Annotated in this window: 18 protein-coding genes; 6 read left to right on the top strand and 12 right to left on the bottom strand. The window is 71.1% G+C overall.

Going from position 1 to position 20,560, the window contains the following annotated elements:
- Positions 1 to 15: 15 nt before the first annotated feature.
- The 4 genes from H5393_RS02065 to H5393_RS02050 are packed head-to-tail and all read left to right on the top strand — an operon-like array spanning position 16 to position 7,674.
- A complete protein-coding gene (locus tag H5393_RS02065; protein ID WP_182765330.1) occupies positions 16 to 3,372 on the top strand; it encodes an ABC transporter permease in 3,357 nt (1,118 codons plus the stop codon).
- Positions 3,369 to 6,059: an ABC transporter permease gene (locus H5393_RS02060; RefSeq protein WP_182765329.1), complete on the top strand. Its 2,691-nt coding sequence runs from the start codon at positions 3,369 to 3,371 to the stop codon at positions 6,057 to 6,059. The genes H5393_RS02065 and H5393_RS02060 overlap by 4 nt, the downstream gene beginning before the upstream one ends.
- Positions 6,056 to 6,976 carry an ABC transporter ATP-binding protein gene (locus tag H5393_RS02055; protein WP_182765328.1) on the top strand — a complete coding sequence of 307 codons (921 nt, stop codon included), beginning with the start codon at positions 6,056 to 6,058 and terminating at the stop codon, positions 6,974 to 6,976. Before H5393_RS02060 ends, H5393_RS02055 begins: the two co-directional genes overlap by 4 nt.
- The gene (locus H5393_RS02050) at positions 6,973 to 7,674 is read left to right on the top strand and encodes an ABC transporter ATP-binding protein (protein ID WP_182765327.1); all 702 of its coding nucleotides are present in this window, start codon (positions 6,973 to 6,975) and stop codon (positions 7,672 to 7,674) included. Before H5393_RS02055 ends, H5393_RS02050 begins: the two co-directional genes overlap by 4 nt.
- On the opposite strand, the gene H5393_RS02045 is transcribed toward H5393_RS02050, so the two are convergent.
- From H5393_RS02045 to modA, 6 genes are all read right to left on the bottom strand, one after another.
- Positions 7,653 to 8,597 carry a transporter gene (locus H5393_RS02045; protein ID WP_182765326.1) on the bottom strand — a complete coding sequence of 315 codons (945 nt, stop codon included), beginning with the start codon at positions 8,595 to 8,597 and terminating at the stop codon, positions 7,653 to 7,655. The two genes, H5393_RS02050 and H5393_RS02045, sit on opposite strands and share 22 nt — an antisense overlap.
- A 72-nt stretch (positions 8,598 to 8,669) precedes the next feature.
- A complete protein-coding gene (gene purM, locus H5393_RS02040; protein WP_182765325.1) occupies positions 8,670 to 9,710 on the bottom strand; it encodes a phosphoribosylformylglycinamidine cyclo-ligase in 1,041 nt (346 codons plus the stop codon).
- Entirely contained in the window at positions 9,707 to 11,155 is a 1,449-nt protein-coding gene (gene purF, locus H5393_RS02035) for an amidophosphoribosyltransferase (RefSeq protein WP_182765324.1), read from the bottom strand. The genes purM and purF overlap by 4 nt, the downstream gene beginning before the upstream one ends.
- A gap of 43 nt (positions 11,156 to 11,198) precedes the next feature.
- Positions 11,199 to 12,254 carry an ATP-binding cassette domain-containing protein gene (locus H5393_RS02030; protein ID WP_182765323.1) on the bottom strand — a complete coding sequence of 352 codons (1,056 nt, stop codon included), beginning with the start codon at positions 12,252 to 12,254 and terminating at the stop codon, positions 11,199 to 11,201.
- Positions 12,247 to 13,020, bottom strand: a complete 774-nt coding sequence (locus H5393_RS02025) for an ABC transporter permease (protein ID WP_182765322.1) — start codon at positions 13,018 to 13,020, stop codon at positions 12,247 to 12,249. The genes H5393_RS02030 and H5393_RS02025 overlap by 8 nt, the downstream gene beginning before the upstream one ends.
- The gene (gene modA / locus H5393_RS02020) at positions 13,017 to 13,721 is read right to left on the bottom strand and encodes a molybdate ABC transporter substrate-binding protein (RefSeq protein WP_182765321.1); all 705 of its coding nucleotides are present in this window, start codon (positions 13,719 to 13,721) and stop codon (positions 13,017 to 13,019) included. The genes H5393_RS02025 and modA overlap by 4 nt, the downstream gene beginning before the upstream one ends.
- A gap of 63 nt (positions 13,722 to 13,784) precedes the next feature.
- Here modA and H5393_RS02015 point away from each other — a divergent pair, with 63 nt between their 5' ends.
- Entirely contained in the window at positions 13,785 to 14,303 is a 519-nt protein-coding gene (locus H5393_RS02015) for a molybdenum cofactor biosynthesis protein B (protein ID WP_182765320.1), read from the top strand.
- Here H5393_RS02015 and moaC read toward each other — a convergent pair.
- Positions 14,292 to 14,768, bottom strand: a complete 477-nt coding sequence (gene moaC, locus H5393_RS02010; RefSeq protein ID WP_182765319.1) for a cyclic pyranopterin monophosphate synthase MoaC — start codon at positions 14,766 to 14,768, stop codon at positions 14,292 to 14,294. The genes H5393_RS02015 and moaC overlap by 12 nt on opposite strands.
- Before the next feature lie 61 nt (positions 14,769 to 14,829).
- Between moaC and H5393_RS02005 the strand changes: the two genes are divergently transcribed.
- Complete coding sequence (locus H5393_RS02005; RefSeq protein ID WP_182765318.1) at positions 14,830 to 15,363, top strand: DUF488 family protein; 534 nt, start codon at positions 14,830 to 14,832, stop codon at positions 15,361 to 15,363.
- Between the two features lie 2 nt (positions 15,364 to 15,365).
- Here H5393_RS02005 and glp read toward each other — a convergent pair whose 3' ends face one another.
- Genes glp through H5393_RS01980 form a run of 5 tightly spaced genes read right to left on the bottom strand, consistent with a single transcriptional unit; the run spans position 15,366 to position 20,556 of the window.
- Complete coding sequence (gene glp, locus H5393_RS02000; protein WP_182765317.1) at positions 15,366 to 16,565, bottom strand: gephyrin-like molybdotransferase Glp; 1,200 nt, start codon at positions 16,563 to 16,565, stop codon at positions 15,366 to 15,368.
- Positions 16,565 to 17,368, bottom strand: a complete 804-nt coding sequence (locus H5393_RS01995) for a HesA/MoeB/ThiF family protein (RefSeq protein ID WP_182765316.1) — start codon at positions 17,366 to 17,368, stop codon at positions 16,565 to 16,567. The genes glp and H5393_RS01995 overlap by 1 nt, the downstream gene beginning before the upstream one ends.
- The gene (locus tag H5393_RS01990) at positions 17,359 to 17,775 is read right to left on the bottom strand and encodes a molybdenum cofactor biosynthesis protein MoaE (protein ID WP_370585899.1); all 417 of its coding nucleotides are present in this window, start codon (positions 17,773 to 17,775) and stop codon (positions 17,359 to 17,361) included. The genes H5393_RS01995 and H5393_RS01990 overlap by 10 nt, the downstream gene beginning before the upstream one ends.
- Before the next feature lie 52 nt (positions 17,776 to 17,827).
- On the bottom strand, positions 17,828 to 19,216 hold the full coding sequence (locus tag H5393_RS01985) for an MFS transporter (RefSeq protein ID WP_182765314.1): 1,389 nt from the start codon (positions 19,214 to 19,216) through the stop codon (positions 17,828 to 17,830).
- Entirely contained in the window at positions 19,213 to 20,556 is a 1,344-nt protein-coding gene (locus H5393_RS01980) for a nitrate/nitrite transporter (protein ID WP_255436244.1), read from the bottom strand. The genes H5393_RS01985 and H5393_RS01980 overlap by 4 nt, the downstream gene beginning before the upstream one ends.
- Between the last annotated feature and the right edge of the window lie 4 nt (positions 20,557 to 20,560).

Genomic DNA, 20,560 nt, shown 5'->3' with positions numbered 1-20,560 from the left:
GACTAGGCTCACCGCATGACAACGTGGTGGGGCTGGGCTGCACGCCGTGCCCGCGCCTCCTCGCTCCTGTTGGCGACGCTGGTGGCCCTGGTCACCGTCACCACGGCGATCCTCGCCTTCGTCGTCGGGCAGGCCGGCACGCTGGCCACCGACGCGGCGCGCGCCGCCCTCTCCATCGCCGCACCGGGTGCCGGGGCAGTCCAGGCCCAGACCCGCCTCGGCCCGGATCCCACGGCCCAGGACGGGGTGGCGCGCAGCGCGCTCACCGAGGGCTTCTCCCCCGCCCCCGTCACTGTCCACACCACCTACGTGTCCGAGCCGCGTCGCCCCACCGTGAACGGCGGCGAGGCCGCCCAGCGGGTGACGCTGTGGTCCGGCGAACACCTCTCCCTCGGCCTGTTGAGTGTCAACGGGGGCACCTGGCCCTCCGCTGCGGACGAGGCCGCGCTCCAGTCCGGGGCGGCCGCCGAGCTGGGGCTCTCCACGGGAGACACGCTGACGGTCGATGGCCACACCCTCAAGATCACCGCCCTCTGGGAGGCATCGGAGCCGTCCTCGCCGCTCTGGTTCGGCGACCCCCTCGTCACGGACGGCGCAGACGCCGCTTCGGTGGGTCCGCTCATCGTGGACCGCTCGGTTCTGACGGGCGGCAACCCGTTCATCCGGTGGTCCGTGGTCCCGGATGCGGAGCGCATCACGCCCCAGGCACTCGACGTGTTGGCCGCCGGGGCCGACCGCGCCAAGGCGCTGGTGGCCGGGGCCGACGTCACGGGGCGGGGCATCGTCGTCGACGGCGACCTGGCGTCGACGGCCGAGCGGGCCTCCCGCGACTGGGAGGTGGGCCGCGCCTTCGGCATCGTGCCGGTGAGCGTGCTGCTGCTGGTGGCCGCCGTCGGCCTGGTGCAGGTCTCGGGGCTGCTCGCCGCCACCCGGCAGCGGGAGCATGAACTGCTCGCCGCCCGCGGCGCTGCCCGCCGCCAACTCATCGTCACCGGGCTGGCCGAGTCCACCCTGGTGGCCGTGTTGGGCGCGGCACTCGGCTCCGCCGTCGCGCTTGGGGCGCTGTGGCTGACGTCGCGCAGCACCGCGCAGTTCGACATCGTGTTGCTGGGCGGAGCGGGCAGCCTCCTGCTCACCGTCGTGGCGCTCTGGACCGTGACCATCCGCGCCACGTCCTCCCTGACGGGACGGCCGCAGGCAGACAGGGTGCGGGCCGTGGCGGGAGCCGCGGCGCTGGTGGTGGTGTTCGCGGCCGCCGCCCTCACCACGTGGCAACTCCGCGGTGCGGACAGCCTGCAGTTCCTGCCGGCACTGGCCCCCGCCTTCCTCCTGGCTGCCGCGGCTGTCCTGGGCCTCGCGGCCCTCGGCCCCATCACGCGACTTGTCGAGGCGGCGGGCAGGTTGGCCGGGACCACCGCCTGGCTCGCCGCCGCGCAACTGGCCCGCGGCCTGCTGGTGCACGCGGTGCCGGTGACACTCACCATCCTGGCCACCGGCACGGCGACCTTCGCGTCGCTCTACGCCGGCACCGCCGCCACCACCCACCGCGACCTGACCATGCTCGTCACGGGCGCCCCCCTGCGCGCCACGCTCTCCAGCCTCGACGCCGGCACCCAGGGTCTACAGTTGCCGGACCTCGCAGCTGTCGACGGGGTGTCGGCCTCGGTACCCGTCTGGCTCGACGACTCCGGCACGGTCGGCGACACCCCCGTCGCTGTCCTCGCCGGGCCCCTGGACCGCCTGTCGGAGGTGGCCACGCTCCCGGCCGGCCTGGCGTTCCCCGAGCTCCCGGGTCGCGTCGAGGACGTCGACCCCCTCACCGTCCCCGACGGCGCCACCACCCTGCACGCCCAGCTGGACGGCCGGGTGTACCTCGATGAGTGGCAGCAGGAGTACTTCGACCGGGCGGACGAGTTCAACCGCGCAAGCGCCGCGGACCTCCCGCCCCAGGAGGCCGAGTTCCTCGCCCAGGTGTGGACGGAGGACTACCTGGACCGCGTCTCGCGGACCTCGTCGTACTCCCTGCGTCTCACGCTGCGGGACGTGGCCACCGGGGTGAGCCGCACCGTCAACGGGCCGTCCGTCTCGATCGACCAGCCGGATCCCGACGGCGCCACCCCTCCGGGGGACCGGCCCTTCTGGAGAGACCTCGTGGGTACCGCCGCGGCCGACATCGCCCTCCCGCAGGACGGTGCGGTCGTCGTGGAGAGCGTCCAACTCGTCGGTCCGCCCGACGACAACGCGGACCGCAGCATGCGGCTGGAGATCGCCCTCAGCGCCGACGGCGTGGCCCTCGGCGGGGTGGGGGACTGGACCTCGGACCTAGCCGTCACCGAGGAGCTGGCCGGGCCCTACCGGGAGGCCCTGGCGTCCGTGGAACCCGCCTGGGAACCGCGCACCCACACCGTGACCTTCGAGGACGGCACGACGCAGACCTTCCACAACCCCGTCAGCAACAAGCCGCCCGTGCCCCAGGCCACCGTCGACGCCCGTGGCGAGGTCTGGCGCGTCGAGACCAGCCCGGCGCTGCCACTGATCACCTTCGGGGCCAACGTCCCCTTCGAGGGGCACGACCCTCAGGGCGTGATGGCGGGGGCGGCTCCCGCCCAGCCCGCACCCGTGCCTGTCGCCATCACCACCGAACTCGGCGACGCCACCACGCTCGGCCCCGGAGACGCCCTCGACCTGGCCGCGTTCGGCCGTCGCATCCCCGCCGTCGTCGCGGCCGTGACACCGGCCCTGCCGGGCCTCACCACCGAGCTCGGTGTCCTCGCAGATTCCGGCGCGGTGTCGGCCCACCTCGCCACCACCGCCAACCCGTTACGCTGGCCCTCGGAGCTCTGGGCCACTCTCGACGGTGACCCCAGCGCGGTCCGGGCCGCCGCGGCGCAGGTCCCCGGCGTCTCGGCCCTCCGCACGCCGGACGAGACGCCCATCCGCACGGCGACGGCGGCCCGCTCTCTCTGGATCGCCGCCGGGAGCGCACTCCTCCTGTCCCTCACCGGCCTCGCGGCCGCTGCCGCCACCCAGCTGGCGGCCAGGCGCCCCGAGGTGGCGGTGCTCCGGGCGCTCGGCATGACGCCCCGCGCGCAGCGGCGCAGCCGCACGCTGGAGTCCGGCGGGCTGCTCGTCATCGCCACGCTGGCCGGCATCGCCTCGGGCGTCGCGGTCGCTTGGCTCGTCGTCGACCCCCTCGTGCAGGCCGCCCAGCCGGCCGGCCCCGGCTACCGCAGCCCCCTGACCGCAGAGGTCCTCCCCTGGGCGGCCCTGCTCGGCGCGGGCGCCGTGGCGCTGCTGCTCATCCTCTGGCTGGTGGGACGCACGGTGCAGCGTCAGGCGCTGGACCCGGAGTACCGGGAGGAGGTCCGGTGACCGCGCTGAAACTCCTGTGGCGGCAGTTCTCCTCGGAGCGCTGGCCGGCGCTGCTGCTCGCGCTGAGCGTGCTGATCCTCGCGGCCCTCACCACCGCCGCGCCACGCCTGATGGCGAACCTCGACGACCGTCAACTCACCCAGACGCTCTCCGGCCTCTCGGCCCTCCAGGGCGATGTCGCCGGCACCTGGGCACAGAACACCATGAACTCCCCGGTTGGGGGCCTCCAGGAACCATGGGAACCGCATCGGGAGGCGCTCGAGACCCTCCGGGATGCCCAGCCGGAGCCACTGCGCTCGCTCCTGGGGGCGCCCCAGTTCCTGGCGGAGGTGCCGGCCGACCTGACCGTGGTGCCGCCCACCGCCACAGGCTACTTCGAGGCTCGCTTCCTGTTCTTCGTCGACCCCGACCTCGCCGAGCACGCGGAACTGGTGGCCGGTTCCTGGCCCTCCCCGCGGCCAACCACCGAAGGCCCGGAGGGTGCCACACCCACCGGCCCCCAGGGGGTCACGGCGCTGGCCGAGGTGGCTGAGCGCCTGGGCTGGGAGATCGGTGAGCAGATCAACGAGTCGGTGACCCTGAGCGGCACGTTCCGCCCACTCGATGAGGGGGACACCCGCTGGGAGCACATCCCCTACGCCCGCACCATCGTCGAGCAGCAGGACGCGAATCTCGGTACCCGCCTGGTCACCGGCCTCTTCCTCCCGCCGTCCTACCTCTCCAGCGGCATCCCGGTCGAGAGGCTGGGCCCGGGCGTCACGGAGACGCTCACGATGCACGCCTGGTTCGGCGTCGACACCGCCGGCCTCGCCGATGTGGACGTCCGCGAGCTGCGATCGCAACTGACCGGTCTGCTGGCACAGCGCTACGCGGTCCTGACCGCGGACCCGGAGTCCGACGCCCCGCCCCCCACCCAGTTCCGGCTGGAGTCCGAACTGGGTGAGGCGCTGACCTCGGTCGCCGCCCAGCAGGACGTCACCCGCGCGGCAGTAGCCGTGGCCGCGGTCGGGCCGCTCGCAGTGGGTCTCGCCCTGCTCGTGCTGGCCGCCCAACTGGTCATCGAACGCCGGAGGGGCGCCGTCGAACTCGTCACGGCGCGCGGCGTGTCCTGGCACCAGCTGCGCTCATTGCTCAGCCTCGAAGGGCTTCTGCTGGGCGTGCCCGCGGCAGTGCTGGGCCACCTGCTGGGGGCGGCCGTGACGCCGGGCGGCAACGCAACCTGGGCGTGGGCCGGCACGCTGCTCATCGGGGCGGCAGCCGCCCTCGCCCTGTCCTGGGCCGCCAGGCACATCGGTCCCGCCAGCATCCGTGCCGACCTCACCCTGCGGCCCGGCCGGTGGCGCGTCGTCGCGGAGGTCCTGACCGTCATCGCCGGCGCCGCCGGCCTCTGGGCCCTGCTCAGCCGCGGCGACACCCCCACCGGGGGAATGGACCTCCTCGCCACCGCCACCCCCGTCCTCCTCACCGTGGCAGCCTGCCTGCTCGCGCTCCGGCTCTATCCCCTCCCCCTGCGGGTGGCGGCCCGGTGGCTCCGGCCGGGGCGGGGGGTAGCCGGGTTCCTCGGTTCGGTGCGCGCCCACCGGGATCCGGCGGGCGGCCTCACGCCGGTGTTCACGGTTGTCCTGGGCACCACCATCGCGGTTCTCAGCGCCACCCTGCTCGGCTCCGTCATCGCCGGCACCGAGCGCGCCACGTGGGAGGCCAACGGCTCGTCGGTGCACATCAGCGGCCCCCGGATCACCGACGAGATGCTCGCGGACCTGCAGCGCGTCGACGGTGTGCTCGCCGTCGCCCGCATCCACGACGCCGGCTCCAACCACCGCCTCAGCCAGGGCGGCGAGACCCGGGTGCGGCTGTGGCTGGCGGAGCCGGCCATCGAGGACGCCTACGCGGCGTCACCGTTCGGGTCGGCCCTCCATGCAGGGATGTTCGCCGGGGAGGGTGCGCCGGGGATCGTGCTCGGCGACTCCGTGCCGGTGCAGGCCGGCGGCGCTCGGCTGGAGGGCATCGGGGGCGTGACGGTGCTCGACGCGTTGCCGGCGCCGCCGGGCGTCCGGACGGGGGCCGCCTGGGCGATGATGAGTGCAGAGCGCTGGGCCGAGGCCCACCCCCTGCCGCCCGCCACCCTGGCGTTGGTGTCCTTGGCAGCCGGCACCGATTCCGCGGCCGTCCGCGCACGGATCGGCGAGGTGGTGGGCAACGCGCGCATCACCGTCGCCGACGAGGAACTCAGCGCCATCCGTGAGACGCCCACGGTGTCCGGGCTCACCACCACGTTCGCCGCCCTCACGGCAGCCACCGCCGCCCTGCTGACGCTCACCCTGCTGGGTTCGCAGCTGATGGCCACCCGGGCGCGCACCCGGCTCGGCGCCGTCCTGCGGACCCTCGGCATGGGGCGCCGGGAACTCCGGGCGTTGACGGCCTGGGAGATCGCCCCCAGCGCTCTGCTCGGCCTCCTCCTGGGTGTGGGGGTCGGCATCGCCCTGGCGGCGCTGCTGCTCGCCACCCTGGACTTCCGCAGCCTCACCGGCGGCTCCCAGCCGCCCCCGCTGCACCTCGACCCGGCGCTGCTCGGCGGCGTCGGCGCCCTGCTGACCCTCACCGTGATCGTGGCCATCGCCGCCACCGCCTGGCTCGTGGGCCGAACCAATCTCGCACAGGAACTCCGCATCGGGGAGGAACGATGAACGACACCATCACCCGCAGTCACCACGGCCCAGACATCTGGTGCGAAGACCTCGTTCGCATCCACACGACGGAGGGCGTCGAGGTCCAGGCCCTGCAGGGGCTCAGCCTCACCGTGGACCCCGGCGAGGTGGTCGCGGTGATCGGCGCCTCCGGCTCCGGCAAGTCCACGCTGCTCAACATCCTCTCCGGTCTCGACCGGCCCACCGGCGGCCGGGCCCGGGTCGCCGGGCAGGACCTCACCGCGATGGGCGGGCGGCAACGCATCGACTTCCGCCGGCACAGCGTGGGCTTCGTCTTCCAGCAGACCTCCCGCAACCTGCTGCCGTTCCTCACCGGCGCGGAGAACGTGATGATGCCAATGGTGATCGCCGGGCGCTCCCAGCGGCGGGGGCGGGCGCAGCAACTGCTCGAGCTGCTGGGCGTGGCCGACTGCGCCAACCGCGTCCCCCGGCAGCTGTCGGGCGGCCAACAGCAGCGCGTGGCCATCGCCACCGCACTGGCCAACTCCCCCGACGTGCTGCTGGCGGACGAGCCCACCGGCGAGCTGGACGAGGTCAACTCCGCCGAGGTCCTCGACCTCATGCGCGCGGCCGCCACAGACCTGGGCACCACGGTCCTGATCGTGACCCACGACCCGATGGTCAGCGGTCACGTGGCCCGCACCGTCCAGATCCGCGACGGCCGCACCTCCACCGAGGTGCTGCGCCGCACGGAGGTCGGCCCCGACGGGGTGGCCCGTGAGATCGCCGAGGAGTACACCGTGATCGACCGTTCCGGCCGGCTTCAGCTGCCGCCGACACACGTCGAGGAGCTCGGGCTGCACGACAGGGTGCGCATCACCCGCGAGACCGGCCACGTCGGGGTCTGGCCCAACGGCTCGCGCGCCCGCCGTTCGGCCCCTGAGGAGGACGCATGACCACCACCGCACGGATCGCTGGCGTTGGCCTGCGCCGCACCTTCGGATCGGGCGACACGGAGGTGCACGCCCTCGACGGCGTCAGCATCGAGGTGCACGCCGGCGAACTCACCGTCGTCACCGGCCCGTCCGGCTCCGGCAAGACCACGCTACTGAACCTGTTGGGCGGCCTGGACCGCCCCACCAGCGGCCGCGTCGTGCTCGACGACGGGCGGGTCCTGTCGGAGTTGCCGGAGGGCGAGGTGCTGGCCACCCGCCGCGAGCGGATCGGGTACGTCTTCCAGACCTTCGGGCTGATCCCCGTGTTGTCGGCCGCGGAGAACGTCGAGGTGCCGCTGCGGCTGGTGAAGGTCCCCGCTGCGGAGCGCAGCGAGCGGGTCGCGGCCATGTTGGAGAGGGTGGGCCTCGCCCGGCACGCGAAACAGCGGCCCCACGAGCTCAGTGGCGGTCAGCAGCAGCGCGTGGGGGTCGCCCGCGCCCTCGTCGCCCGCCCTGACATCCTGATCGCCGACGAACCCACCGGCCAGCTCGATTCAGACACTGCCGCCACCATCATGGACCTCATCGTGGAACTCACCCACGAGTTGGGCATCGCGACGGTGGTGTCCACCCATGACCCGTTGCTGCGGCAGCGGGCCGACAGGGTCGTCGAACTGCTCGACGGGGTGCTCGCCGGTCAGCCGACGATCACCACGTAGGCGACGAAGGCCACCACGCTGACCAGCGTGTACAGGCTCAACACGTTGTTGGCGAAGATGATCTCCGCCGACCGCCTCGGCGGCAGGTACAGGGGCACGATGAACGGCGGCGGCAGGATCAGCAACATGAACACCGCGGCCTGCACCGACGCCCCCAGCCCGAGCCACTGCCCCACCACGAACAGCGAGACGACGACGGCCAGGACCAGGCAGACGAGGAAGCGGACGGCCACGAAGCCCGCCGCCCCCCGCACCCCGTCGAGGGTGAGCCGGGCGCCGAAGCCGACGATGATCAGGATCAGCGGCACTATCATGGCGGCCAGGTAGCCGGCCGCCGCCAGCAGCGCGCCGGAGAACGGATTGGCCTCCAGGGCCGGCCTGAGGCCGAGCGCGTTGAGCACCAGGCCGAGCGCGATCGCCACGATGACGGGCGATGTGGCGAAGGAACGCACGGTCTCTGCGAGCGACGAGGCCCCGTCGCTCTGCCGCTTCAGCAGCGTGACGAAGACGAACCAGATGAAGAACTCGTGCCCGAGGCCGACGATGGCGGCCACCGGCGCCTGCTCCAGGCCGTAGGCGGCGGTGAACAGCGCGAGGCCCACCATGCCGAACTCGAACCCCGTGAACAGGAAGGTGCCGACCGGCGGCACCTTCAGCCAGCCGGTGATGACCTTCCCGGCGCCGAACAGCAGCACGCACAACAGCGGCACCAGGAGGACCAGCGCGACGTACTCGCGTTGGAACTCAAGGCCCAGGAAGGCGATCAACAGCACGGCCGGCAGGACGACGTTGACCACGAACCGCTTGAGACCCTCGACGGTGGTGGCGTCGAGGACGTGGAGCCGTCGCAGGAGAACACCCAAGCCGATCAGCAGGAGGATGGGCACGATGCTGGCCAGAGTGGGTCCGAGGGCTGAGCTCATGATCCGATCATCGCAGGGCGGGTGACGGCCCCTGACCCCGGCGATGCTTATGTCCCGGAGGGGGTCGGCGGGTCAGACGAGGACGGCGGCGCCGGGGCCTTCCACTGCTTCGACCTCGCCCAGCACCCAGGACGTGACACCACGGCCGTTCAGCAGCCTGAGCGCGGCGTCGACCTCGCTCTGCGGCAGCATCGCGACCATACCCACGCCCATGTTCAGTGTGGCGTCGATGTCCGGCTGCGAGATCTCGCCCACCTCCTGCACGAGGCGGAAGATCGACGGCGGGGTCCAGCTGGAGCGCTGCAGCACCGCCGTCATGTCCGTGGGCATCACGCGGGCCAGGTTGTTGGCCAGGCCGCCGCCGGTGACATGGCTCATGGCGTGCACCTCGACGTTGCGGATGAGGTCCAGCACGTCGAGCGCGTACACCTTGGTGGGCTCGAGCAGTTCCTCGCCGAGCGTGCGGCCGAGGTCGTCGACGTGGCGGTCGAGGTTCCAGCCCGCCTGCTCCAGCAGGACGTGGCGCACCAGCGAGTAGCCGTTGGAGTGGAGACCTGAGGAGGCCATGCCGATGACGGCGTCACCCACGCGCACGCGGTGTGCGCCGAGGATCTTGGACTTCTCCACGACGCCGGTGGTCGCACCCGCGATGTCGTACTCATGGGGGCTGAGCAGGCCGGGGTGTTCGGCGGTCTCGCCACCGATGAGGGCGCAGCCGGCAGCGACGCACGCGTCGGCGATGCCCTGCACGATGGCGGCGATGCGCTCCGGCACCACCTGCCCGCAGGCGATGTAGTCGGTCACGAACAGCGGCTCGGCGCCGGCGACCACCAGGTCGTCGACGAGCATGCCGATCAGGTCGAACCCGATGGTGTCGTGCTTGTCCATGGCCTGCGCGATGGCGACCTTGGTGCCCACACCGTCCGTGGACGTGGCCAGCACCGGGTGGTCATACTTCTTGAACGCTGCAGCGTCGAAGAAACCGGCGAACCCGCCGAGTCCGCCCAGCACCTCATGCCGGTTGGTGCGGGCCACGTGGGCCTTCATGAGTTCGACGGCGCGGTCTCCGGCCTCGATGTCGACGCCGGCGGCGGCGTAGGCACTCTGGTTCACATTTCCTCCAGGTTCAGCAGCTTGGCCTGTGCGGGGGGGATGGCCACGGGGTACTTGCCGTCGAAGCAGGCGCGACACAGGTTGTCCGCCGGCACGGTGGTGGCCTCCGTGAGTCCCTCGAGCGAGATGTAACCGAGCGTATCGGCGCCGATGGAGCGGCGGATCTCTTCCAGCGAAAGGCCGGGGGCCAGCAGTTCTGCGCGGGTGGCGAAGTCGATGCCGAAGAAGCACGGCCACTCCACCGGCGGCGAGGAGATGCGCACGTGCACCTCTGCCGCGCCCGCTTCGCGGAGCATCCGCACGAGGGCGCGCTGCGTGTTGCCGCGCACGATGGAGTCGTCCACCACCACGAGACGCTTGCCGGCGATGACGTCGCGCAACGGGTTGAGCTTGAGGCGGATGCCCAGTTGCCGGATGGTCTGCGTCGGCTGGATGAACGTGCGGCCCACGTAGGCGTTCTTGACCAGGCCCTGCCCGTACGGGATGCCCGAGCCCTGCGCGTAGCCGATGGCCGACGGGGTGCCGGAATCCGGCACCGGGATCACCAGGTCCGCCTCCACGGGGTGTTCCTCGGCCAGCTTGCGCCCGATGTTGACGCGCACCGAGTGCACGTTGCGGCCGGCGATCGTCGTGTCCGGGCGGGCCAGGTAGACGTACTCGAAGATGCAGCCCTTCGGATCCGGCGCGGCGAACCGCTGCGACCGCAGGCCACGCTCGTCGATGGAGATGAACTCGCCAGGCTCGACCTCGCGTACGAAGGTGGCGCCGACGATGTCCAGCGCCGCGGTCTCCGAGGCGATCACCCAGCCGCCCTGCAGTCGACCGATGACCAGCGGCCGCATGCCGTGCGGGTCACGCGCCGCGTACAGGGTGGTCTCGTTCATGAACGACAGGCAGTAGGCGCCGCGGAGGCGCGGCAGCACCTTGAGCGCGGCCGCTTCCAGGCCGCCCTCGTCGAAGCTGGCGATCAGTGCCGAGATCAGCGCGGTGTCGCTGGTGGAGTCCATGACGCGGTTCTTGTGCGGCACGGATTCGGCGGGGGCGATCTCGTGCAGCCACTCCTCGAGTTCCTCGGTGTTGGTGAGGTTGCCGTTGTGGGCCAGCGCGAGGCCGCCGTGGGGCGTGGCGCGGAACGTGGGCTGGGCGTTGTTCCACTCGCTGGCGCCATGCGTCGAGTAGCGGGTGTGGCCGATGGCGAGCCGACCCGGCAGCGACTTGAGGGTGGATTCGTCGAAGACCTGGGACACGAGGCCCATGTCCTTGAACACCATGATGCGGTTGCCGGTGCTGGCCGCGATGCCCGCGGACTCCTGTCCGCGGTGCTGCAGGGCGAACAGCCCGTAGAAGGTCAGCTGGGCGACATCTTCCTCCGGCGCGAAGACGCCGAAGACGCCGCACTCTTCCTTGGGACCCTCGTAGTCGCGGGGATCGTCATTGCTGATCACCCGCCAAGACTACCGCCCGAGCGCCTGGGCCCTGTCATCGCGATCAGCCCTGATACAACGTGACCTGGGTCGCCTTGAGGACAGCCAGCACCCGGTCGCCCGGCGCGAGCGCCATCTCCCGGACGGATTCGGGGGTGAGGTCAGCGGCCAGGCGGTGCCCCGCCACCCGCAGGATGACGCGCTGCACCGGCCACCGGTCCTCCACCAGTTCGACCACCGCCGGCAGCACGTTGCGCGGGCTCCCGTGCGGAGCGGAGCGGAAGACGGACACCGCCGTGGGAGGGAAGACTGCCCGCGCATCGCCGCGGGTCAGCCCGTGCTCCGCGAGCCCGGCCACGGCGACCCCCTCGCCCAGCGCCAGGGCCCCGTCGTCGTCGATGGCGCCACGCAGCAGGTTGAGCCCCACGAAGTGGGCCAGAAACTCCGTCGACGGCCCCTGCGCCACGTTTTCGACGGGGCCACCCCCGACGACGGAGCCCTTTCCCAGTTCGAGCACGTGGTCGGCCAGCGCGACGACATCGAGGAAGTCGTGGGTCACCAGCACGGTGGTCAGCCCGCGCAGCCGGGCACGCAGGAGTCTCCTGAGTTCGGGGGTGACCGTCGCGTCGAGCGCCGCGAAGGGTTCGTCGAGCAGCACCACGTCGGGGTCGATGGCCAGCGCCCGGGCCAACGCCGCGCGCTGAGCCTGCCCCCCTGACAGCTGCGCCGGCCGCCGCTGCGCGAGTTCCTCCAGCCCGATCTCCGCAAGTTCCCGCGCGGCGCGCTCCCGCGCCGCAGCCTTCGACGCGCCGCGGGAGCGCGGCCCATAGGCGACGTTCTCGAGCACCGTCAGGTGCGGGAACAGCAGGGCGCGCTGCTCCAGGTAGCCCAGCCTGCGTCGGTGCGCGGGCAGCAAGCGCCCGGGCGCCGACACCGTGCGGCCCAGCATCGTCACCGAACCGGTATCTGGGGCCAGGCCACCGGCGATGAGGTGGATGAGGCTCGATTTGCCGGCACCGTTGGGCCCGACCACGGCGACGGTGATGCCTTCAGGGATGCCGACGGTGAGGTCCAGGCCGCGTGCGGCCACCGTCGCCTCGATGCGCACCGCGTCAGTCATGCATGCTCCTCAACCCGTGCGAGAGGCCCACGACCAGCGCGGCGACGCCCAGCAGCACGACGGCGAGCGCGAGCGCCAAGTCAGTGTCGCCCTCGCGCAGGAGATAGATCTCGAGCGGCAGCGTGCGCGTGACGCCCTGCAGGGAGCCGGCGAACGTCAGCGTGGCGCCGAACTCCCCCAGCGCCCTGGCGAAGGCGAGCGCCGTGCCGGAGCCGACGGCCGGTGCCAGCATGGGCAGCGTCACGGTGAAGAAGGAACGCGACGGGCTGGCGCCGAGGTAGGACGCGGCCCGTTCGTAGTCGCCGCCGGCGGCGCGGAAGGCGCCCTCCAGGGAGACCACCAGGAACGGTAGCGCCACAAAGGTCTGCGCCACGATCACGGCCATGGTCGTGAAGCCGATCTCGATCCCGAGCACCGACAGGTGCTGGCCGATCAGCCCCCGGCGCCCGAGCGTGATCAGCAGCGCCAGGCCGGCCACCACGGGCGGCAGCACCATGGGCACCGTCACCAGGGTGCGCACCCACCGCGCCCACGTGGCCCTGGAGCGAGCGAGCACCAGCGCCGTGGGCGTGCCGATGACCAGCACGATCAGCGTCGAGACGACGCACGTGGCGAGGCTCAGCGTGAGCGCGTCCATCGCGCGTTCCGAGGCCAGGAGTTCGGGGAGGCGCCCCCAGGGGGCACGGATGACGAGCGCCAGGAGCGGGACGGCCAGGAGAGCGACCGCGACGCCGAAGGGCAACCAGGCCCACCGTGGGACGTTCATGACGGCGACCCGAACCCGAAGACCTGCAGTTGCGCGCCCCACTCCCCTGCGAGCCGGTCCGCGTAGGCACGCGCAGTTCCGGGGTGGGCCGCGCCCTTCACCACGGCCACCCAGTACGTGTTCGGGTGCTCCTCGGCGCCGGGCACCGGAAGGGTCTCGACGGCGTCGGAGGTGGCGGCATCGGTGACGTAGACCAGGCCGGCGTCCGCCTCCCCGGAGGCGACCTTGCCCAGCACATCGGAGACCTTGGTCTCCTCGGACACCGGACGCAGGGCCACCCCGTGGTCGGCCGCCAGCCGGTACGCGGCGGCGCCGCACGGCACCTCACGGGCACACACCACCAGCTTCGCGCCGGCCAACGACGCGTCGAACCCCGTCACGCCGGCGGGGTTGCCGGCGGGCACGACCAGCACGAGGTGGTTGGTGGCGAACATGCGGGCCTCCCCCACGACGAGGCCCTCGTCGACCGCGCGGTCCATGGTGTCCCTGTCCGCGGTGGCCAACACGTCGGCGGGGGCGCCCTCCGCGATCTGGTCGACGAGGCCGAAGGAGCCGTCGAAGGAGTAGCTGGCGTCCGGCTGGATCTCCGGGAGCACCTGGTTGAGCGAGGCCGCCGCGAAAACGACCGGGCGGCTCGCCGCGGGCTGGGTGCAGGCGGTCAGCGCGAGCGCAACGCAGGCGAGCACGAGCACAGTACGCACGGGGCCTCCTCCGTTGGGTCACGGCGCTGATTTCCCCCACAACCTATCGCCTAGGCTGAGGACATGAGCCATTCTGCCGCCGTGGTCACCTGTTCAGACCGTGCCTTCGCCGACGTCTACCAGGACCGCTCCGGCCCCGTCGCCGCGGCCGCCCTCGAGGAACTGGGTTTCACCGTCACCGAGCGCGTGATCGTCCCCGACGACCCGGAGCAGATCCGGTTCGCCATCGCCAGCGCGGTCGACGGTGGCGCGCGGGTCGTCGTCACCAGCGGCGGCACGGGGGTCGGCCCGCGGGACCTCACCGTGGAGGTGACGCGCGACATGATCGTCTACGAGGTGCCCGGGCTGATGCAGGAGGTCAGACGGCGGGGTGCCGAGAAGGAGCCCCGCGCTCTGCTCAGCCGCGGCGTCGCCGGCATCCTGGCCCTGCCTGATGCGAAGCGTGCCCTCGTCATCAATGCACCCGGTTCACGCGGCGGCGTTCGCGACACCATGGCCGTCGTGGGCCCGCTGTTGAGCCACATCGTCAGCCAACTCGACGGCGGCGACCACGACGTGAGCGCCCCACCGTCACAAGGCTGACGGGCGCTCCCAGTCGCCTGAGCGGCCACCGCTCTTGGCCATGATCTTCGCCGAGACGATCTCCGCGCTGCGGTCCACGCCCTTCACCATGTCGACGATCGCCAGGGCAGCGACGGTGACCGAGGTGAGGGCCTCCATCTCGACGCCGGTGCGGTCGGCCGTGCGCACGGTGGCGGTGATGTCCACGCCGCCGTCGGTGATCTCGAGCTCCACCGCGCAGCCGTGCACCCCGATGATGTGCGCCAGCGGCAGGAGGTCCGGCGTCTTCTTGGCCGCCGCGATGCCGGCGACCCTGGCCACGGCCAGGACGTCGCCCTTCGGCACCGTGCCGCTGCGCAGCGCCTCCACCACCTCAGGCGAGGTCCGCACCGTGGCGACGGCGGTGGCGGAGCGGACGGTCGGCTGCTTGGCGGTGACATCGACCATGAAGGCCTGGCCCTGACCATCGAGATGGGTGAATTCCATGCGGCAAACCTACCGTGCGGGCAGTGGACCGGATGCGTGCCCGAGCGCCTAGCCTGGTCAGATGCCGTTGTTCACCGTCGGACATTCAGACCGCAGCATCGAGGAGTTCATCGACCTGCTCGCCGCCCATGAGGTGGGCGTGCTCGCCGATGTGCGCAGCCTGCCCGGGTCGCGCAAGTTCCCGCACTTCAACAGCGAGGCGCTCGCCACCTCCCTCCCGGAGCGCGGCATCGAGTACCTGCGGATCGAAGACCTGGGTGGACGCCGGAACAAGTCCAGGACGGTGAACCCGTCGGTCAACGGGATGTGGCGGAACCAGAGCTTCCACAACTACGCGGACTGGGCCATGGGCGAGGCGTTCGAGCGGGCGTTGGAGCGGTTCAGGGCGCTCGAGCCAGGGCGGCCCACGGTGATGTGCTCCGAGGCGGTCTGGTGGCGGTGCCACCGCCGCATCATCGCGGACCATCTCCTGGCGCTCGGCGACGACGTGCGGCACATCATGTCGCCCACGAAGGCAGACCCCGCCACCCTCACCCCTGGAGCCGAACCGCGCCACGGGTCTGTGACCTATCCCGTGGATGACCTCCGCGGATGACCTCAGCGGGTGATGAGGACCTCAACGGTGTCCCCGGGTGACTCCCGGTCCTCCGGCACCATCGCCATGCCGTCGGCACGGTGCAGTGAGGCGATCAGGTGGGAGCCGGAGCCCAGCCCGTGCGACGGGGCGACTCCCCCGTCGACGAGCCGAACAGGGATGAACTGGCGGCGGTGGGACGACTTGCGCCAGGTCTCGCGCACCGGCAGTTGGAGGGTGAGCGGCTGCTTCCCGGCTCCGGTGAGCTCGGCCAGGAGCGGGCGGAGGAACAACCAGGCGGAGACCCAGGTGCTGACAGGGTTGCCCGGGAGCCCGAGGAAGGGCACGCCCCTGCCATCCGCGGCTCGCAACAGCCCGCTCGCCTGGGGTTTCCCCGGCTGCATGTTCACCCGGACGAACTCGATGTCGCCCTCCACCACCTGGCGCACCACCTCGTAGGCGCCCACGGAGACGCCGCCGGTCGTGACGACGACGTCCGCGGCGAGCGCCTCGTCGATCACGGCGCGGAACTGGGCAGGGTCGTCGCCGACGGCGCGCCTCAGGACAACCTCGCCGCCGAAGCGCGACACCAGCGCGGCGAGCAGATAGGAATTGGAGTCCGGGATCTGGCCGAAGCCCAGTTCTTCGCCCGGCGCGACGAGTTCGTCGCCCGTGGCCAGCACCGCCACCCGGGGGCGGCGACGCAGCGGCACGGTCCCGTAACCGATCGACGCTGCGGCGGCCGTGACCTCAGGGCTCCATACGGTGCCCGCGGGCAGCACCAACTGGCCGACCGGCACGTCCTCACCCCTGTGGCGCACGTGCCTCCCGGCGTCGACGGTCTCGTGCACGACGATCCACTCCGGCAGGGGGGCGTCGCCCATGGGCTGGTCCGTCAACTCCACCGGTACCACGGCATCTGCGCCCGGCGGCAGCGGCGCCCCCGTCATGATCCGCGCGCACTCCCCCGCCCCGACTGCGGGCGCCGACGAGGCGCCCGCGGGCACGTCGCCGATCACCCTCAGCCGCGCGCCGGCGGAGAGTTCCGCGGCCCGGACGGCGAAGCCGTCCATCGCCGAGTTGTCGAAGGGTGGCACCGCGAACCGCGCGAGGAGGTCCTCGGCCAGCACGCGGCCGACGCCGTCGGACACCGGCACGTCCTCCGCGGGCACCACGGTGGCCAGGCTGACGACGCGCGCCAGGTAGTCCTCAACGCTCAACATCAGGCGGCCTTTCGCAGGGGGAGCACAGACCAGCGGCCGCGGGCCGCGTCGAGCACCATGACACGCCCGACGAGCGGCTCGCCGTAGCCGGCCAACAACTTGATGGCCTCGGTGGCCTGCAGGGCACCGATCTGGCCGACCATGGCCCCGAGCACGCCGATGTCGGTGGCCTTGGGGTAGTCACCGTCGGCCGGTTCGACGGGGATGAGGTCGCGCAGGTAGAGCCTGTCCCCGTGGGCGTCGGGGACACCGAAGACGGAACACTGACCCTGCATGCCCACGGCGGTGGCCCACACGAGGCGTGCGCCCACGGCCTCGGCGGCGTCGGAGATGAGGAACTTGGCGCCGAAAGTGTCGCAGCAGTCCATCACCAGGTCGAACCCGGTGAACAGTTCCTTGGCCCGCTGGAGGTCGATGTACTCGGGGAACTCCTCCACGGTGACGTCCGGGTTCAGCGCCCGCATCCGTTCGGCGCCCGAGACCGCCTTGTTGCGGCCCAGTTCGGTGTGCAGCACCTGTCGCTGCATGTTCTTCAGTTCCACGTGGTCACCGTCGACGACCCCGATCCGGCCGACGCCGGCGGCCGCCAGGTACGGCAGCGCCGCGGACCCGAGACCCCCGGCGCCGATCACCAACACCGACGACGACAGCAGCCGCTGCTGCCCCTGGACGCCCACGCCGACCACGTCGATGTTGCGGACGTAGCGCTCCAGCTGGGTGGGAGTCAGCGCGCCCGGAGCGTGGCGTGACGCCTCGAGTTGCTTCGACTGTTCCTCGGTGGACTGCGCCGCCGTCACGGGCATTCGGACCACTCGTGCGTGCCGTCCGCGAGGAACTGCTTCTTCCAGATGGGGAGGATCTCCTTGACCCGGTCCACGAGGTCCGACGCGCACTGGAACGCCTGTTTGCGGTGCGAGGCCGCGACGGCGACGAACAGCGCCACTCCCCCGATGTCGAGGTGACCGACGCGGTGCTGGGCGGCGATCGCGTGCACGCCGTCGCGACCCACGAACTCCTCCACCACCTGACGCATCACCTGGTCCGCCGACGGGTGGCCGACGTACTCGATGGCCGTGACGGCCTTGCCGTGGTCGTGGTCGCGCACGACCCCGGCGAACGAGACCACGGCACCGGCCCGGTCGTCGTTCACGGCCGAGAGGAGCGCGTCGGTGTCGACGTCGGTGGATGTCACGCCAGCGGATCGGATCATGGCTGCCATGGTATGTCCTTCGATCGTTGCCCTCGCACGGTCACCGGGTGGCTCAGCTGGGCTTCGGGGCGCCGGGCCGCGCGTAGCGCACCCAGGCTATGCCGATGCACATCACCGCGAAGACGGCGCCGATGATGTAGAACGTGGTGGGCGACATGATGGTGAGGCCCACGCCGAACAGGAACGGTCCGAACGCGGCGATGGCGCCCGTCCAGCCGATCACGCCGCCCGCCTGGCGTCGCTCGAAGATCATCGGCATCTGCTTGAACGTGGACGCGTTGCCGATCCCGGAGAACAGGAAGATCGCCAGCATGCCCCAGAGGAACAGGTTGAACGAGCCCTGAAGGGCCTCGGCGCTGGAGTAGTCCGGCGTCAGCGACGGGATGGTGATGATGATCGACACGAGGATGCCGATGCCGGACACGAGGGTCCAGATCGCGCCCCCCATGCGGTCCGTGAGCGGTGAGAACAGGATGCGGGCACCGGCCCCCACCAGCGGGCCGAGAAAGACGAACTTCACCGGGTCCGGCACCGCGTAGCCCTCGATGAGCACCTGGGCGGTGGCACCCGCGCCCTCCACGATCTGCGGGTTCGCGGCGCCGTAGAGGTTGGCCATCAGCAGGCCGAACTGCGCGGACAGGCCCGAGAACGTGCCGAAGGTCATGATGTAGAGCAGCGTCATCAGCCAGGTGTCCGGGTTGTTGAAGATGTCGAACTGCTGCTTGATGTTGGCCTTGACCGGCACGGACTTCAGGACGATGTAGGCCCAGATGGCGCCCGCGATGATGAAGGGAAGGTAGACCAGCGCCGAGTTCTGGTACCAGATGGTGACCGGCTGCTCACCGGACACGGCCATCTGCTGCGAGCCCAGGAAGGCGAACATGCCGAACGAGATGAGCCACGGCGTCAGCAACTGCACGAGCGAGACACCGAAGTTGCCGATACCCGCCTGCAGGCCCAGGGCGGTGCCCTGCATGCGCTTGGGGAAGAAGTAGGAGGTCGACGGCATGAAGCCGGAGAAGGCGCCGCCGCCGATACCGGCCAGGAACGCCAGCCCCATGAGGCGCCAGTACGGCACGTCCGGGTTGGTCACTTCGAAGCCCCAGCCGAGGACCGGCAGGATCAGCAGCAAGGTGGTGAGCACCACCATCTTGCGGGTGCCGATCTTGGGCGGGAGCACCATCCAGACCAGGCGCAGAAGGCCGCCGGAGAGGCCTGGCATCGACGCCATCCAGTACAACTGCGCCTTGGTGAAGGTGAAGCCCAGCGCGTTGAGCTTGGGGATGATGGCGCTCGGCAGGAACCACGCCACGAAACACAGCGTCAGCGTGAACGTCGACACCGTCAAGGTGCTCCAGGCGAGCTTCTTGTCCCACTTGGATTCATCCTCGGGGTCCCACGAGACGAGCCAGTCGCCCTTCGTCTCCAGCTTTGTACTCATTGCGTGGCCTCCTCCATGGGTCGTTCGATCGTGCCGGCGAGTTGTGGGGTCTCCTCATGGAGCATCCGGACGATGGTGATGTGCATCCACGCGGCGCAGATCACCGTGAGGACGAAGATGACGAAGAACGTGCTGCTGGGGAACCCGGACCACGTCTTCGAGTAGGCGAACAGGGGCGGCAGGATGAAGCCGCCGAGGCCGCCGAGCGTGCCGACGAGCCCGCCGACCGAGCCGACGTTCTCCGGGAAGTACTCGGGGATGTGCTTGAAGACCGCCGCCTTGCCGAAGCCCATGGCGCAGCCCAGCAGGAACACCACGAGGACGAACCAGGGCAGTTGCATGGAGTAGTGCAGGTGCTGGGTCTGGGCACCATCGGGATGCACGATGGTGATGTGGCCGTTCGGCATCATGAGGATGCCGCTGGTGACCAGCATCAGGGCGAACGTCCAGTACATGACCTTGCGGGCACCCCATCGGTCGCTCATCCAGCCCCCGACGGGCCGCAGCAGCGACGCCGGGAAGATGAAGGTGGCCGTCAGCAGGCCCGCGACGGCGAGGTCGATGTCGAAGTTGTCCACGTAGTACTTCGGCAGCCACGCCGACAACGCCACGTAGGCGCCGAACACGGCCACGTAGTAGACGCTGAAGCGCCAGACGCGCACGTTGCTGAGCGGCTTGAGCATCTCCGAGACCGGCTTCGCGGTGCCGGGGGCGCGATCGACGCGCGGCACGATCAGCCAGGTCGCGACGCCCGTGATGACGAGGAGCACCGCGTAGATAACGGGGATGAGCCGCCATCCACCCTGGACACCCAGGAAGAAGGTGGAGCCCGCCGTGGTCGTGATCAGGACCGGGCCGATGAACTTCGTCACCGACGCGCCGACGTTACCGGCCCCGAACACGCCCAGCGCGAGCCCTTGGCGGCCCTTCGAGTGCCACGCCGAGTTCCAGGTGGTGCCCACGGAGAAGAGGTTGCCCGCGAAACCCACGAGGAACGCGAGCACCAGCAGCATCGAGTAGTTGTCCGCCAACGAGACCAGGTAGGCCGGGACGGCGCAGGCGAACAACAGGAACAGCGTCACCTTACGGCCGCCGATCCGGTCGGCGATGATGCCCGCGGGCAGCCGCCACATCGACCCGTTGAGGACGGCCAACGCGGCGATCCAGCTCAGTTCCTCGTCGGAGATCCCCAGTTCCTTCTGGATGGGGATGCCCAGGATGCCGAACATGAGCCACACGGCGAACATCAGGGTGAATGCGATGGTGGACATCGTGAGAACCCGGCCGGCGCCCTTGCCGGTGTCGTGGATGGGCGCGACCTCGATGAGGTGTCTGTTCAACGGG

This window comes from Tessaracoccus sp. MC1756 (assembly GCF_014164735.1).
GTDB lineage: Bacteria > Actinomycetota > Actinomycetes > Propionibacteriales > Propionibacteriaceae > Arachnia.
Note: the sequence above shows the minus strand (reverse complement) of the source record. Positions and strands in the feature narration are given on the sequence as shown.